The 16,258-nt window shown below is 37.1% G+C and carries 11 protein-coding genes; 10 read left to right on the top strand and 1 reads right to left on the bottom strand.

Annotation, left to right across the window (positions count from 1 at the left end; all coding sequences use genetic code 11):
* Window positions 1–451: 451 nt before the first annotated feature.
* Window positions 452–1,243: a DeoR/GlpR family DNA-binding transcription regulator gene (locus BGC7_RS10730; protein ID WP_050701590.1), complete on the bottom strand. Its 792-nt coding sequence runs from the start codon at window positions 1,241–1,243 to the stop codon at window positions 452–454.
* A 310-nt stretch (window positions 1,244–1,553) separates the two neighbouring features.
* On the opposite strand from BGC7_RS10730, the gene BGC7_RS10725 reads away from it, so the two are divergent.
* From BGC7_RS10725 to BGC7_RS10680, 10 genes are all read left to right on the top strand, one after another.
* Window positions 1,554–2,690: an SIS domain-containing protein gene (locus tag BGC7_RS10725; RefSeq protein ID WP_050701777.1), complete on the top strand. Its 1,137-nt coding sequence runs from the start codon at window positions 1,554–1,556 to the stop codon at window positions 2,688–2,690.
* 46 nt (window positions 2,691–2,736) lie between these two features.
* Complete coding sequence (locus BGC7_RS10720; RefSeq protein WP_050701589.1) at window positions 2,737–3,990, top strand: class II D-tagatose-bisphosphate aldolase non-catalytic subunit; 1,254 nt, start codon at window positions 2,737–2,739, stop codon at window positions 3,988–3,990.
* Window positions 3,987–4,943: a carbohydrate kinase family protein gene (locus BGC7_RS10715; RefSeq protein WP_050701588.1), complete on the top strand. Its 957-nt coding sequence runs from the start codon at window positions 3,987–3,989 to the stop codon at window positions 4,941–4,943. Before BGC7_RS10720 ends, BGC7_RS10715 begins: the two co-directional genes overlap by 4 nt.
* Window positions 4,934–5,755, top strand: coding sequence for a class II fructose-bisphosphate aldolase (locus tag BGC7_RS10710; protein ID WP_242034374.1), 822 nt, complete (start codon window positions 4,934–4,936; stop codon window positions 5,753–5,755). Before BGC7_RS10715 ends, BGC7_RS10710 begins: the two co-directional genes overlap by 10 nt.
* An 82-nt stretch (window positions 5,756–5,837) precedes the next feature.
* The gene (locus tag BGC7_RS10705; RefSeq protein WP_050701587.1) at window positions 5,838–6,908 is read left to right on the top strand and encodes an amidohydrolase family protein; all 1,071 of its coding nucleotides are present in this window, start codon (window positions 5,838–5,840) and stop codon (window positions 6,906–6,908) included.
* Window positions 6,905–8,938, top strand: coding sequence for a glycoside hydrolase family 36 protein (locus BGC7_RS10700; RefSeq protein WP_050701586.1), 2,034 nt, complete (start codon window positions 6,905–6,907; stop codon window positions 8,936–8,938). Before BGC7_RS10705 ends, BGC7_RS10700 begins: the two co-directional genes overlap by 4 nt.
* Before the next feature lie 36 nt (window positions 8,939–8,974).
* Window positions 8,975–11,962, top strand: coding sequence for a SusC/RagA family TonB-linked outer membrane protein (locus BGC7_RS10695; protein WP_082206653.1), 2,988 nt, complete (start codon window positions 8,975–8,977; stop codon window positions 11,960–11,962).
* A 15-nt stretch (window positions 11,963–11,977) separates the two neighbouring features.
* A complete protein-coding gene (locus tag BGC7_RS10690) occupies window positions 11,978–13,645 on the top strand; it encodes a RagB/SusD family nutrient uptake outer membrane protein (protein ID WP_050701584.1) in 1,668 nt (555 codons plus the stop codon).
* Between the two features lie 12 nt (window positions 13,646–13,657).
* Complete coding sequence (locus BGC7_RS18260; protein ID WP_082206651.1) at window positions 13,658–14,602, top strand: PKD domain-containing protein; 945 nt, start codon at window positions 13,658–13,660, stop codon at window positions 14,600–14,602.
* A 137-nt stretch (window positions 14,603–14,739) separates the two neighbouring features.
* On the top strand, window positions 14,740–16,206 hold the full coding sequence (locus BGC7_RS10680) for a DUF4832 domain-containing protein (RefSeq protein WP_050701582.1): 1,467 nt from the start codon (window positions 14,740–14,742) through the stop codon (window positions 16,204–16,206).
* The last annotated feature ends 52 nt before the right edge of the window (window positions 16,207–16,258 follow it).

Genomic DNA, 16,258 nt, shown 5'->3' with positions numbered 1-16,258 from the left:
TTAAAAGCTGTAAGTAATGAGTAATTGAATTGTATAAAACACAAAGGCTGGGTTTAGCTAAACCCAGCCTTTGTTAATAAAACTACTTACAAACTATCCTTTTCGCAACAAATGCTAAAAAGATTATATTTTAAATTGTATGAATGACTTACTTGAGCACTAATATTGATAACAATAAATAGGTGCATTTTTTAGTGACCATGCAATATTCATTCTATGCCTATAATTACATTGATATGGAGAAGCTGCAAAAGGTAAAATATATTCAGATAAACTAATAAATGACTCGGGATTCTTATCTCATGCTACTTTCTTCCGATTGTTTAAAGAAAAGTTTGGAATGACACCTAACGAATTAAGGCAAGTCAGAGCAGATTTAGAAGATAGCATGATCGAAAGTATCACAGATCAGGAATAGGCAATATAACTTGTTATAATAAACTACAACGGACTATCTATGCACATTAGTTGTGTGTAATTGTATGTTCATTGCCTTAATTTGGCTACGTTGCTCTCTATTTATATTGTCATCAGTAACAATAGTATCTATCTTGTCCATAGGAGCAATAAAAGCAAAATTTCTTTTGTTAAATTTCGATGAATCAAATACCGCTATTGTTTGTTTCGAAATAGACATCATAGTCTGATTTATATTCGCTTCTTCTATGTTTGTTGTCGATAGTCCTTTGTCGATACTTATACTATCTACACCTAAGAATAATTTATCACAATAGAATATTTTCAATATAGACTCAGCTATAGATCCTACTGTAGAAAGTGAAGAATCTCTGATAAAACCACCAAGCATTATAATATTAAATCTCTTATATTTTGCCAGTTCTATTGCAATATTAACAGCATTAGTTATTATTGTTAGGTTTTTGAAACTGTCCAGATTTTTAGCTATTTCGAGTGTCGTACTACCCGAGTCTATCAGAATAGTTTCGTTCTCGTTGATGAGGGAAGCGGCTAAACGCCCTATAGCTTGTTTTTCTTTATAATGAAACAGGCTCTTCCTATCTATTTCCACATCTACCATATCACCCTTGTCTGGATGCTTTATTGCACCTCCACGGACTCTCGTCAAAAGGTTCCTTCTTTTCAGTTCGTTTAAATCTTTGCGTATCGTAACTTCCGAAACTAAAAACTCTTTACTGAGCTGCGAAACACTTACATTAGGATTGCTTTCGAGCTTATGTAAAATATGTGCCCTTCTCTCTTTAGCTGTATAATTAAAATCCATTTGATATATAGTTGTTTATGGTGGCGAATATATTTACAACAAAAGTAATGATTTAATTCTATCGTTTGTATAAACAACTTTATTATTTAATATATGAAGTATAATAAAACGTTACGAAACGTTTCGAATTATGTGTTATTTAATATCAATATACTTATAATCAGTTAATTGTAATTTATGATATATTTATTGTTACAAATCAGAGTGTAAATAGTTTTCGAAACGTTTCTCAATGGTATACTTTTGTAAAAGATCACCTCGAGAGTTGCAAATGATCATGTGCAAATATCAAAAAATAAATATAACTAATATGTCAAATAATGAATTGAATATGTATAATACAGATACATATCGCGAAATATTCCAACAACCTTTAGTTTGGAAGAAGGAGTATGATCTTTTATTACAGCATAAAGAAGCAATAGGTAAATTTGTTTCAAAACATTTCGGATCCGATAGTTTCGAAATAATATTGTCCGGTGCCGGAACATCGGCATATATAGGAGATATACTTTCGATCTTATATGCGCAAAAGGGTTACACAAATTGTAAATCTATATCAACAACCGATATAATAACACATCCTAAAGCATTCCTTCCTGTAGATAAGAAAGTTGTCCTAATATCTTTTGCCCGCTCAGGGAATAGTCCCGAAAGTATTGCTACAGTAAAGTTGGCTAATAAAATATGCAAAGAAGTAGTACATATAATTATTACTTGTAACAAAGATGGCGTATTAGCGTCCGGCATATCATCTGAAGATTTACTGCTATTACTGCCTCCTGAAACTAATGATAAGAGTTTGGCTATGACAAGTAGTTTTTCTACTATGCTGTTAGCCGGCTTGTTGCTAATTGATATTAATAATATTGAACAAAAGAGGCCGAGTATTGATGAGTTATGTAAAAGTGCCCGAAATATTCTAGACCAGTATTTTAGTAAGATAGAAGAAATTAGTAAACGATCTTTTACAAGAGCTATTTTTCTCGGATCGGGAGAGCTCAAAGGAATAGCGCAAGAATGTCATTTGAAGCTACAAGAAATGACTGACGGCAAAGTTATCTGCAAATACGATTCTTTTCTAGGATTCCGTCATGGGCCTAAGGCTGCTATAAATGAAGAAACCTTACTTATCTATTTGCTTTCGGATGATGAATATATTTCTGCTTATGAAAAAGACCTTGTAAAACAAATCAATACAAACAATAAAGTTGTCGGTCAGATAGTAGTGTCACCCAAAAACGTAGACATATCTTCTGTGAAATTTGATTTGGAAATTATAACCTGCGAACATAATGAATACAGTTTCATCCTTCATGTTTTAGTCGGGCAATTATTAGCATTTTTCAAATCTTTGGATCTAAAATTCAATCCTGATTCTCCATCTGTATCAGGAAATATTGCTCGTATTGTAGAGGGAGTGGAAATATATGATTATAAAAAGTAAATAAAAATAGTACTGGATAGTATATAATTATTAAATTGAAAAAATAATGGCAAGTAAAGACATTGTAACAAAAGCTAAGACTGAAAAAATATTACAAATAATAAAAGAATCTGAATCTAAAACAGGTGTAAAGCGCACATTGTTAGCAGTATGCCCAAACTCATTATCAGTAATAAAAGCTGCATTTAGAGCTGCCAAAAGAAATAATGCCCCAATCAAGTTTGCAGCAACATTAAATCAGGTAGATGGAGATGGTGGTTATACGGGATTAACTCAGTACGAATTTACTAAAATGCTTCAGATAGAAGCTGCATCGGTAAATTATACGGGGCCCTACATTGTTGCTGTAGATCATGGAGGCCCTTGGCTCAAAGATGTACAATCTATAGAAAAATGGGATACAGAAAAAGCGATGAACGGCGTGAAAAAATCCCTCGTAGATTCTATTGCAGCCGGCTATGACCTTTTACATGTAGATCCTACTGTAGATATATTCGTTGCTGATGGAGAAATTATTGATATAAAGATAGTTGCTAAACGTACTGTAGAGCTTATAAAATATGTGGAAGATTTTAGAAGAAATCACAATCTGCCTCCTATATCGTATGAAGTAGGAACAGAAGAAGTGCACGGTGGCTTGGCAGACGATGATACGTTCGATTTATTTATTTCCCTGCTCAAAGAAGGTTTGACAAAAGAGGGCATGGCAGATGTATGGCCTTGTTTTATAGTAGGTAAGGTAGGAACAGATTTACATACAACTCTTTTTGACAAGGATGTTGCAAAAAAACTGACAGAAAAAGTAAAAACATTCGGAAGTTATATAAAAGGACATTATACCGATGGTGTAACTAATCCTGAAGACTATCCACGCACAGGAATGGGGGCTGCTAACGTAGGGCCCGAATTTACTATAAGCGAATATAATGCGCTTATTGAACTTGAAAAGATAGAAAAGCAGCTACAAGCAGAAGGAAAAGTCGCTTTGCTGTCAAATATGAAAAATACATTATGGCAATTGGTATTAGATTCTAACCGGTGGATCAAGTGGTTACAAAATGATGAAAAAGGTAAAAAATTCGAAGAACTATCCGAGGATAGGCAGAATTGGTTGATTCAAACTGGTTGTCGCTATATCTGGCAGCATCCTCAGGCATTAGCTGCCAGATATAGATTATATGAAAATTTGAATAAGTCCGGTATCAATGCCGAAGAAGTCGTCCTCGGGCGTATAGAGCATGATATGGACAAGTATTTCTATGCATTTAATCTAGTTAACTTAAACGATTATATTTCATGAAAATTTATGATGTAGTTGCCATTGGCGAATTGAATGTAGATGTAATAATGAATCGTATCAACGGAGAACCCGAAGTTGGTAAAGAAAAATTTGCCAAAGATATGATACTCACATTAGGTAGTTCTACTGCAATTTTTGCCGCAAATATTGCAGCTTTAGGTGCCAAAACAGGCTTTGTTGGGATGATAGGAAAAGACAGTTTTGGACAATTAATTACAAATAGCCTGACCGAGAAGGGGGTAGATACTAGCATGCTTATACAGCATTCGACTGCTCCGTCTGGTGCAACAATAGTCTTAAACTATAACGAAGACAGAGCAAATGTAACCTATCAGGGTACAATGGATATTATGTCTTTCTCCGATATAGACAAATCAATCTTTGATAAGACAAAACATATTCATATTTCGTCCATCTTTATGCAATCCGGAATAAAACGGGATCTGATAGAAATATTGGAATTTGCAAAGTTGAAAAATGTAACTACATCATTAGATACTCAATGGGACCCTCTCGAAGAATGGGATTTTGACTATAAACAGATATTACCATTGGTTTCGGCTTTCCTGCCTAACGAAAAAGAATTAAAGCTACTCACCCGATCAGCTTCACTGGAAGAAGCCATTGAAAAAGTCAAGCCTTTTATAAATACATGTATTATCAAGCGTGGAAGTAAAGGCTCTTTGTTAATCTCTCAAAATGGAGAAACAAATGAGCAAACTGCATTATTGAACAAAGAGGTAGTAGACGCTATTGGGGCAGGAGATAGCTTCAACTCGGGATTCATATATCAGTTTGTTAAGGGACTTAATAATATAGAATGCCAGCAGTTTGGAAATCTTACAGGAGCATTAAATACTACAGCATCGGGAGGTACAGGAGCTTTCTGTTCTAAAGAAAAAATAAAGAAAACAGCAAAAGAAAAATTTAATCAGGATATCTCATGGCTTTGAATATCAAAGAACAGTTAAAAAACTGTCAACATTCACATACGGCGCTTCTGGCGACCAATTTCTATAACTTAGAAACTCTTTTGGCGATATTTAAAGCTGCTGCAGAAGAGAACGTTCCTATTATTTTACAATTGACACAAAGCTCTATAGACTACATCGGACTCGATGTAGCTGTATCTATGGCTCGTCAGGGATTAAAAGATTATGGACTTACAGGTTGGATTCATTTAGATCATGGTCAGTCTGTTGATTTGGTACACAAATGTCTCGACAGTGGATTCGATTCTGTAATGATAGATGCCAGCGAAAAACCATTTCAGGAAAATGTAGAGATAACAGCACAAGTGGTAGAGATGGCAAAAGCCTACAATGCCAACGTAGAAGCAGAATTGGGCTATATAGCAAAACTCGGACAACAACAGGAATACAATTATACAACTGTAGAAGATGCCGTAAGCTTTGTACATCAAACTGGAGTAGACGCTTTAGCTATAGCAATAGGTTCTGCTCATGGTTTCTATAAAGCAACCCCCAAGCTCGATATAAAAAGATTATCTGAAATACACAATGCTACAGATGCAATATTAGTGTTGCATGGCAGTTCGGGCATCCCCGACGATATGATTAAAGATGCCATCAGAAACGGAATATCGAAGGTGAATTTGGCAACAGAGATCAAAGATACTTTTATGAAGAATCTGAAGGAAACGCTTATGACAACAGATGAAATAGATCTGAGAAAGGTATTTCCTAAAGCAACGAATTCTGTTATAGATCTTCTTCGCAACAAGTATAATATAGTTCAGGCATAAACAAACTGAGTTTTCCGTATCATTCAACCTAAAATAGCTAACGTATTTATGTAGAAATTTTTTAATTCGTAAAATATAGCAAATGAAGAACACATTTATATTACTAAACCTATTGCTATTCTCTCTTTCAGTATATGCCCAAAGATCAACCCAAATTAAGTTAAAAGATCATGCCCCTGTTTCTATATATAATATACCTGTATCTAATATAGAAAAGGCAAAATATCCTGTAGTAGATATGCATTCTCACATATACCCCACATCTATTTCAGAAGTGGAGGAATGGGTGAAGAATATGGATGCTGCCGGAATTGAAAGAACAATACTACTATCTGGATATACCGGGCATAGTTTCGATTCTCTAGTCTCTGTATATTCTAAGTATGATTCTAGATTCGAATTGTGGTGTGGTTTAGATCTTTCCGACTATGGTAAGCCATCCTTTACAAAGACAGTCTTATCTGAGCTCGAACGTTGCCACAAAGCAGGAGCTAAAGGGGTAGGGGAAATAACCGACAAAGGACAGGGAGTTTATATTGCTTTTCAGAATAATAGGGCAGAAGGTCTGCATCTGGATAACCCTCTAATGACTCCCATATATGAAAAGTGTGCAGAACTGAATATGCCATTGAACATACATGTTGCAGAGCCTTATTGGATGTATCTGTCAAATGATACAATAAATGATGGTTTGATAAATGCAGCTACGTGGGGTATTGATCTCTCCGCAGATGCAATACAGAGTTTTGATGAACTGATAGATGATTTTTCGAATGCAGTGAGAAATCATCCGCGTACCACTTTCATAGCCTGTCACCTGCTCAATTGCAACCACGATCTGAGCATTCTATCTAAGTTATTTGATGAGCATCCTAATCTATATGCAGACATTTCCGCAAGATTTGGAGAATCGGGAAGTATTCCCCGCTATATGAAAAGATTCCTGACAAAGTATGCTGACCGCATTCTTTATGGTACAGACAACGGCTTTTCGAGCGATATGTACCACACCACCTTCAGGTTTATGGAAACAGACGATGAGCATTTCTATGTGCCCGGCTTTGGTTACCATTGGAGCTATAGCGGGTTTGACCTGCCGGATGAAGTGCTAAAGAAAATATATTATGAAACCGCTAAAAAAATCTATAAATGATGAAAGACATTCAGTATGTATTATTAGGATTAGTACTAATACTCTTCTCTTCCTGTAGCAATTCTGTTACAATAGAGAATGGTGATATTTCTCTTATGGTAGATCATAAGATGCACATTAAACTGGCATCTCTGAACGAAAATACAGAGATATATCACAATACATTTGTTCCTGCCGATTATTTGGTTGCAAGGGAGTTTACTGCTAAAGATTTTAGACTGTCTAATACTTCTCAGCACAAAAATGGAAATACTATAGAGTATAAATTATCAGGGATTTACAGTAACGATGGATATGTTATAGAGAAAGTAATGACAATTTCAGCTTGCGACACACTCAAAGGAATGTTATTATTCGATATCAAGTATATAAACAAAGGGACTAAAGAACCTACAATTACATCGTGGGTTAGCCATGAATTACGTATGGATAGCCCCATATCATCGGATACAATATGGTCTTTGCAAACAAGTTCGACAAATGCACGCAAAGACTGGATATTGCCTGTTGGCAAAGGATTCTATCAAAAAAACTATATGGGTATGAACAACTCCGATTATGGAGGGGGCATACCGGTTTCTGACTTGTGGAGAAGCGATGGAGGTTTTGCAATAGGTCTCACTGAAAAAACATTGAAATTGGTTAGCCTACCTGTTAGTATGGGTAAATATGAAAAATTTGCTACTACAGGTATTAACTACGAATATGAATATCCTGTTACTCTCAAGCAAAATGATACCCTCCAGACCTATAGTTCTTTTATAAGTGTTCATAAGGGCGACTTCTTCGATCCGTTGAAACAGTTTTCGAAATATATGCAATCGCAGGGCATAAAGTTTGCCGAGCCGGAAGATGAAGCCTTCGAAGCCGTTTGGTGTGCATGGGGATATGAACGCTCATTTACAATAAATGAAATATTGGGTACTCTTCCAAAAGTGAAAGAAATTGGTTTTAAGTGGGTTGATGTTGACGATGGTTTTCAGATATGTGAAGGCGATTGGGAAACTAATAGCCGATTCCCCGGTGGAGATAAAGATATGCGACACATAGCCGATGTTATACACCAGCACGGACTAAAAGCAAAACTCTGGTGGGCACCGCTGGCAGCTGATCCTGAATCTAATATATTAAAACAGAAACCTGAAATGCAGTTGCTGACAAAAGATGGTACACCTCAGTATATTACATGGTGGGACAGCTACTATCTATCTCCGGTAAATCCTGTTACAGCAGAATATACATCCGATCTTGTAAAACGGTTTATTGATACATGGGACTTCGATGGACTCAAATTGGACGGACATCACCTTAATTGTTGTCCTCCCGACTATAATCCGGCAAGTAAGCTTGAATATCCTGAACAGGCCATAGAGTTATTGCCTAGCTTCTATCAGAATATCTTTGAAACAGCACGTAAATACAAGCCCAATGCTGTAGTTCAAAACTGTCCTTGCGGCGACGCTATGAATTTTTTCAATATGCCATATATGAATCAAGCTGTGTCGTCAGACCCATTGTCTAGTTGGCAAATAAGACTGAAAGGAAAAGTCTACAAAGCCATATTCGACAAAATAGCATACTATGCTGATCATGTGGAATTGAGTGATAACGGAAATGATTTTCCTACACAAATAGGTATTGGAGCTGTTGTAGGATCAAAATTCACATATCCGAAAGATAACCCAAATGTAAAAACATCGTACCTACTGACACCCGAAAAAGAAAAATTGTATAAAAAATGGGTTGGTATTTACAACGAAAAAATGTTGTCGAAAGGAGAATATTTAAATCTATACGATCTGGCTTTCGATAAACCCGAAACGCATGTAGTACGCAAAGATAACAGACTTTATTATGCCTTTTATGCTGACAAATGGAATGGTGGTTCTATCACTCTGAAAGGCTTGGAAAACAAAAAATATACAGTATGCGAATATACAGGCGATGACATGAAAACATATACACTGGATGGGAGTAATCCTGTAATAACTCCTTCGTTCGAAGGAAGTTATCTAATAGAGGTTTACTGATAAATAACTGATTATAAATAAAAATCTATCTTACTTATGAATTACATTAGACTCATTTTTCTCTGTTTGGCATTAGTAACTACTTCTGTAGTCTATGCCCAGAGCATTCAGGTACAGGGCACTGTGACCTCGAGCGAAGACAAGGAGCCGCTAATCGGCGTAAGTATTAAAGTCAAAGGTGCTACACAAGGTGTAATAACCGACATTGACGGAAAATACTCTATCGTAGTAAAACCTGACGATGTGCTGACATTCTCTTATATAGGGTACAATCCTAAAGAAGAATCAGTCAGAAATCGTACTAATATCAATATTGAACTTATTGGCCAAGAGAACACTTTCGAAGAAGTTGTTGTCATGGGATATTCCAGTCAGAAGAAATCTGAGTTGTCAAGTTCTTTGGTGACACTAAAAGCAGATGAACTTAACGATGTTACTACATCCGATATAGGGAATATGCTACAAGGAAAAGCGGCCGGAGTTATGATTTCTAATGCATCGGGGCAGCCCGGAGCTGCTGCTGAAATTCGCATTAGAGGTACAGGTTCTATCACTGCTCAGGCCGATCCTTTATATGTTGTAGATGGTATTCCTTACGGCTCGTTCAACCCGAATGATGTTGAAACCATAACTGTACTCAAAGATGCCGGAGCTACTGCACTGTATGGATCTGCTGCCGCAGGAGGTGTTATTATTGTTACTACAAAGCAGGCTGCCCGAAACCAACCGACACAGATAAATCTGAAAGCCACTTATGGTCAGAAAAAAGCTTTACAAGGTAATTACAAAATGATGTCAGGAGCTGAACTCTACGATACGCACAAGCAGATATTCAGCCCCACATTATTTCCGCTTCAACGCCCCGAAGTATTGCGCAGTCGTAATTTCGATTGGCTAGATGCTGCTTTCGATACAGGATATTTACAGAATTATTATATTTCTGCATCCGGTAGCTCCGACAAGATGAACTATTTTGCGAGCGTCGATTATTACAAAGAAGACGGTACTCTTATAAATACCAACTTCGATAAGATATCTTCCCGATTGAATCTGAATACAAAGCTGGCTAGTAATGTGGATATGAGTATCCGTGTTAATTATTCTCAGTCTAAAAACAGAGAAGCCTCTAGCTACATGACTTCCGAAGGTGGATATAGTAACATACCTTGGGATATACCATACGATGCAGAGGGGAATATTATCAAAATAGATAGTGATATCCGCCCCGATAATGGAGAGAAATGGTATACACAGGACAAACGCAATTTCTTACACAGCGAAGAGTATAATTATGCGAAAAATAAGTCGAAAGAATTAGTTGCTGATTTTCAGATCAACTGGAACATCTTGGACTGGTTAATGTTTACCACTTCCAATCGTTTTTCGACCGGAGGATATAAGTATACCAGATATGTCGATCCCAGAACATACGATCCTGAATTCTCTAACGGATATCTACTGCAAAATATAGGTGAGTCAGCTTCGTGGAATACATCTAACCTCTTGAAAGCGAATCATACATTTGGCAAACATAGCTTGAGCGGACTTATAGGTTGGGAATACGGAACGCACAACAATGAATATACAAGTACATCGGGTACAGGTATGCCTAATGGTATAGATGCCTTGGGGGCAGCCACTCCACATAAAATAGATGGTTATTCGTATGATGGAGGAGGATGGTCTCTTTTCTCTCAGGCTCAATATAATTTTCTGGATAGATATTTCCTGACAGCTTCTATTAGAGCCGATGCTTCATCTACATTTGGTAAAGAAAACCGTACAGGTTATTTCCCTTCTGTAGCCGGTTCATGGCTCATTTCTAATGAAGAGTTCTTGAAGAATTTGAAGTATATCTCTTTTCTGAAACTGAGAGCCAGCTATGGGGTAACAGGTAATTCAAGTATAGGATCTTTTCGATCGCTGGCTACTTATGACCTGAACTCATCTTATCAAAATCTAGTGGGAGCATATCCTGAGAGATTAGCAAACCCTCAGTTAACATGGGAAAGTGCGCATATGACAGGTTTAGGTTTCGATATTAGTTTTCTGAATCGTTTCCATCTAAATTTTGACTTATATAATATAGAAAACAAAGACCTTCTATTGGCTGTGCCTAAATCGCCTAGTACAGGTTTCTTTGACAGAACAGAAAATGCAGGTAGTGTTCGCAATCAGGGACTAGAGGTTCAAATAAGTTCGGATAATATCAAAACTAAAGACTTTCTTTGGAATACAACCTTCAATATAGGATTTAATAAAAACAAAGTAGTATCACTTCCCGATCATAATCCTTTTATACAAGTGTCGGGTAGCAGTAGCATTTATCAACAAGTAAAAGAAGGACAGGATATATATAGTTGGTACATGCCTAAATGGCTCGGAGTAGATTACGAAAACGGAGATCCTTTGTGGGAAAAGCTAATTAAGGATGCAAATGGGAACGTAATAGGAAAAGAGGCTACTAGTGATTATGCACAAGCAGATTTGCAGGTAGTGGGTAAAGCTACTCCTAAATTTAGCGGAGGTTTTACCAATACATTGAAATATAAAGGAGTGGGACTACATATGACAGCAAATTTTGTTTATGGAAGTGATATTTATAATACATCCCGCGAGCAATATGATTCTGACGGAGCGTATTTGGGATATAATATGATGAAATTGAAAAGCGGCTGGAATCGTTGGACTGAACCGGGAGATATAGCTACTCATCCCAAATTAGCAATGAACGGTAATAAGAATTCTAACAAGACATCGTCCCGTTATCTCGAAGACGGCAGTTTCTTACGCATAAGAAACATTACTCTTTCATACGACCTTCCTCAAAGATGGCTGGATGTGGTAAAGATGAAAGCCTGTAAGGTTTACGTATCAGGAGATAATCTGTTTACTTTCACCAACTTTTCAGGAATGGATCCTGAAGTAAGCCTCAAGAGTACTACATGGTCTTTGGCGGGAGTATATAATTACAGCTATCCTATCAGCAGACAATTCTTAATTGGTATTGATATTCGATTTTAAAAAAAGAGAGAAACTATGAAAAAGATATTTTTTACAATAGTATTCGCAGGGCTGTTTATACTCACATCTTGTGATTTAGACTATTTTCCAAACGATAAAATAACATCGGAAGGTCTTGAGAAAGATCCTTCTGGAGCACTTTATGCTACAAATGGTAACTATGCCATGTTTAAAGAGCAATTAGAGTACAGAGGAGTTTCATATTCAGGCAGCACTTATGTTCGCCACTATTTTCAGATGGCAGAATTTATAGGAGATAATGTTTGTCTTGCAGGTCGTACGAGCGATCCGCTATATGAGGCTCTAACATATAAAAGAAGTGCAGAACTTCGTAATATAACATACCTGTGGTGGTGTGGATATAAAATTATAAACGGGGCAAATTCTGTAATAGAAACTGTAAATGATGGGGTTGATGCAGAAATAGATCATATAAAAGGAGAAAACTATTTCTTAAGAGCATTGGTTCATTTTCAACTCTCTACTCTATGGTCTAAACCTTATGTATTGGGCAGAGACAATATGGGAATAATACTTCGCACAAGTGCAAATGTAAGCACTACACAGCGTTCTACTGTAGGCGTGGTATATGATCAGATTGTAGATGATCTTAAGAATGCAATTCGCCTTATGGAGAAAGGAACAAGAAGAGGTAATGCCGGATATGTTTCTAAAGAGGCTGCTCAGGGCTTACTTACCAGAGTCTATCTGTATATGGATAAGAACGATGAAGTAATAAAACTGGCAAACGATATGCTGGCCGGTGCCACTCCTGAGTCGAAATTAGAACCTACAGCGACATTCCCTACCTATTTTGCAAGAGCCCTTGAATCTTCTGAAACACTATGGGCAGTTGCTCACACCGAAAGAGAATCCAGAGGGGCTTCTTCTCTTGCCTCGATGTACCTGACTGACGGAGTAGGCTGGGGCGAAATATACTCATCAGACCCATTGAATGATTTGTACGGGCGATATTCCGCAGATGTTCGCAATCAATTTGTAAAACCGCAATACTCTTCCACAGATAAGCATGTCGTTAGGTGGGCAATAGCCAATGATGATGATTTCTATGAAAACGATGTGCGTGAGGTTTCACTCGATACCGACAATAATAAATATTTCTTTACAGATGCAGGAACTAAAATATATGTAGAAACGGAAATGATTAACGGCTATCCGCTCAATTATATAAGCTATAAGGGAGAGAAGCATCGTGCAAGGGTAACCTTGCAAATGTATGACCGTTATGGGTGGCCTAAATATTATGTAACTAAATTCTCATATCAGGGTGGAGATCCAATGTTGAGTTCTCCGGTTATGCTACGCTGGGCGGAAGTAATACTGAATAGGGCAGAAGCTTATGCAAAAGAAGGAGAAACAGATAAAGCATTGGATGATGTAAATGTTATACGCAAAAGAGCCGGTTTGTCAGGAAATGAGCTTTTTAGTAAAACAAATATGTTAGGTTATACGAATGTGTTGGATATTGTTTTAGATGAGCGTCGCCTCGAACTATCATTCGAAGGGCATCGTGCATTCGATGTATATCGCAACAAGAGAAGTCTCGATAGGAGATACTCCGGTGCACAGCCGTGGGAAACAATAGAATATACCAACAATAAAATACAATACCTTATACCTCAAGATGAAATTTCAGTAAGTGGAATTCCACAAAATCCTTAAAAATATACAATTATGAAAAAGAATCTATTAGTCAAATTAATGTTCGCCATCGCAATAGTATTATTTTCCTATGCTTGCGAAGACGACGAACCAAGAAAAATAACGCTCAATCTTCCTTCTGCCGATTTCTCTTATACAATAAGTGAACTGAATGTTATATTTACAGACAAATCGCAGAATGTAAAAAGCTACTTTTGGAATTTTGGAGACGGAGAAACATCTACCGAGCAAAATCCTTCACATACTTACAAGAGTAAAGGAACGTATACTGCAGAGTTGACAGTGACAGGTGAAAATGGAAAGACCAGTTCAAAGAAAGAAACAATAGACTTTGATGGCGGTACCGGCCCTGATCCGGGTGTGAAAGTAGAAATCAAAATTGATGGAAACTTTGCAGACTGGGCTGAAGTACCCGAAAGCAGACTGGCTGTTGCTACACTCGATCCAGCAGTAACAGAACTGAAATCTCTTAAAGAAATAAAGATGTGTGCCAACGATACTTATATATTTATGTATGTGAAGATGGATGCAGCCAATGCCAATGCTATGGATATGTATATTAATATAGATGGTGCGGAAGAAAACGGATATAACGGCTGGATGTGGGATAAACTGAATGCAGAATATTTGATGCAAGGTTTTTATGCCGACAAGTATGATATGAGATTGGCACGTTACGATGAGAGCAAAGGCGGCGGATGGGGCTGGTTAGAACCGGATCTGGTTCCGGAAGGATCAGGGTTGTTTACTATTTCGGAGATGAAAACAGTTGAAGGAACTATTATCGAATTTGAAGGACAAATTATCAGAGAAATGATTCCAAATCTGAAAAAAGAAGTATGGATATCTGTAGGACATTCCGGCCTTCCTGGCGATGCATGGTCTACATCGGGTGGTCTGCCTACAGTACCATCAGCAGGAGACAAAAACAAATCGTTAGTGGTTAAGCTGCAATAATAAAATTCAGAGCAATTAAAATATCCCGGAATAGTTTGTGTTGAAGGGTTCTCTCTAAGAATACAAACTATATCCGGGAATATATCTTATTTTACTTATATATATAAAATAACCTGTAAACTTAAAATCTATAGAAAATGAGAAAAATTTCCCTATTATTCCTTGTCATTATACCAACCCTTCTTTTGGCAGCTTGTAGCAAAAGCGACAAACAAGATGAGATTGATCCGCCGGCACCACAACCAACAGAAAAATATGAGAAAATCGAATATACCCAATCAGATAAAGTAATCGTCAATCCCGAGAGAGGGTTTTATACTCACCGCCAATATGCGACAGACGACACTAACGCATTGACTGCTCAGTTTGTAAAAGGCTATAGAGATCAGGGAGTAAGCCTTATATTAACCATTTACTATATGATGGATTTTAGAGACAAACTTATTTCGGCAGATTATTTGCAACGCATCAGAACCAATATGCTTGCACTTCGCGAAGGGGGATCTAAGTCTGTATTGCGGTTTGCGTATACGCATTCCGAGTCGCAGAAGCCGTGGGATGCTCCTTGGAATCTTACAGAACAACATATTGGACAACTAAAACCAATACTGGAAGAATTTTCGGATGTAATATGCGTACTCGAAGCCGGATTTGTAGGTGTATGGGGCGAATGGTACTATACTGATAACTATAACTATCAGCCGTCGCAAAACATTGAAGAGTATGCTCCCAGACGTCAGGTATTAGATGCTCTCTTAAAAGCATTACCTAAAGAACGAATGGTTTCGGTACGATATCCTGCTGCCAAATTATTTACTATGGGACTGGCATATACAGATACTATCACTCGTCAGAAAGCATATAATGAATCTGATATATCGAGAGTTTCTTTTCACAATGATTGCTTCCTTGCCGATTCCGACGATAGAGGTACATTTGGAGGGAATCGTAACTATCGGAAATACTGGGAGTGGGAATCTAAATATGTTGCTATGGGTGGAGAAACTTGTGCTAAGTCGACATATTCTACATGTGATAATGCTGTTGTAGATCTTGCTAAATATCACTGGTCTTATATTAATACTGACTATCATCCGGCGGTTATAGGTCAATGGGGACAAGAATACTGTATGGACGAAATAAAAAAGAGGCTGGGTTATCGTTTTGTTCTTACCGAAGGTGTGTTTTCTAAAACAGGACAAATCGGTAATCCGTTCGAAATTGATTTACAGTTGCAGAATATAGGTTGGGCTGCTCCCTTCAATCCTCGGGATGTAGAAATAATATTTGTTGCTAAAAATGATAAGAGCAATAAATATAAAATAAAACTAAAAGATGATCCCCGATTTTGGTTTTCCGGAGATAAAGTTTCCATCAAATCGAAGTTTGCATTACCCGAATCTATGCCAACAGGAGATTATGATATATTCTTGAATTTGCCCGATCCGAAACCAACGATTGCCTCTCGTCCTGAGTATAGCATACAGTTGGCAAATGAGGGTATTTGGGATAACGAACGGGGATACAATAAACTTTATTCAGCAACCGTATCAAAAGCATCTTCCAAAGAGGATTTTTCGGGAGAATCCTTGAAGAAATTTTAAGAAAATAAAGACTCAAAGAAAAATCATATATTAAATAGATGTATAAGGTGGT

The sequence above is a fragment of the Dysgonomonas sp. BGC7 genome (assembly GCF_001261735.1).
Taxonomy (GTDB): domain Bacteria; phylum Bacteroidota; class Bacteroidia; order Bacteroidales; family Dysgonomonadaceae; genus Dysgonomonas.
Note: the sequence above shows the minus strand (reverse complement) of the source record. Positions and strands in the feature narration are given on the sequence as shown.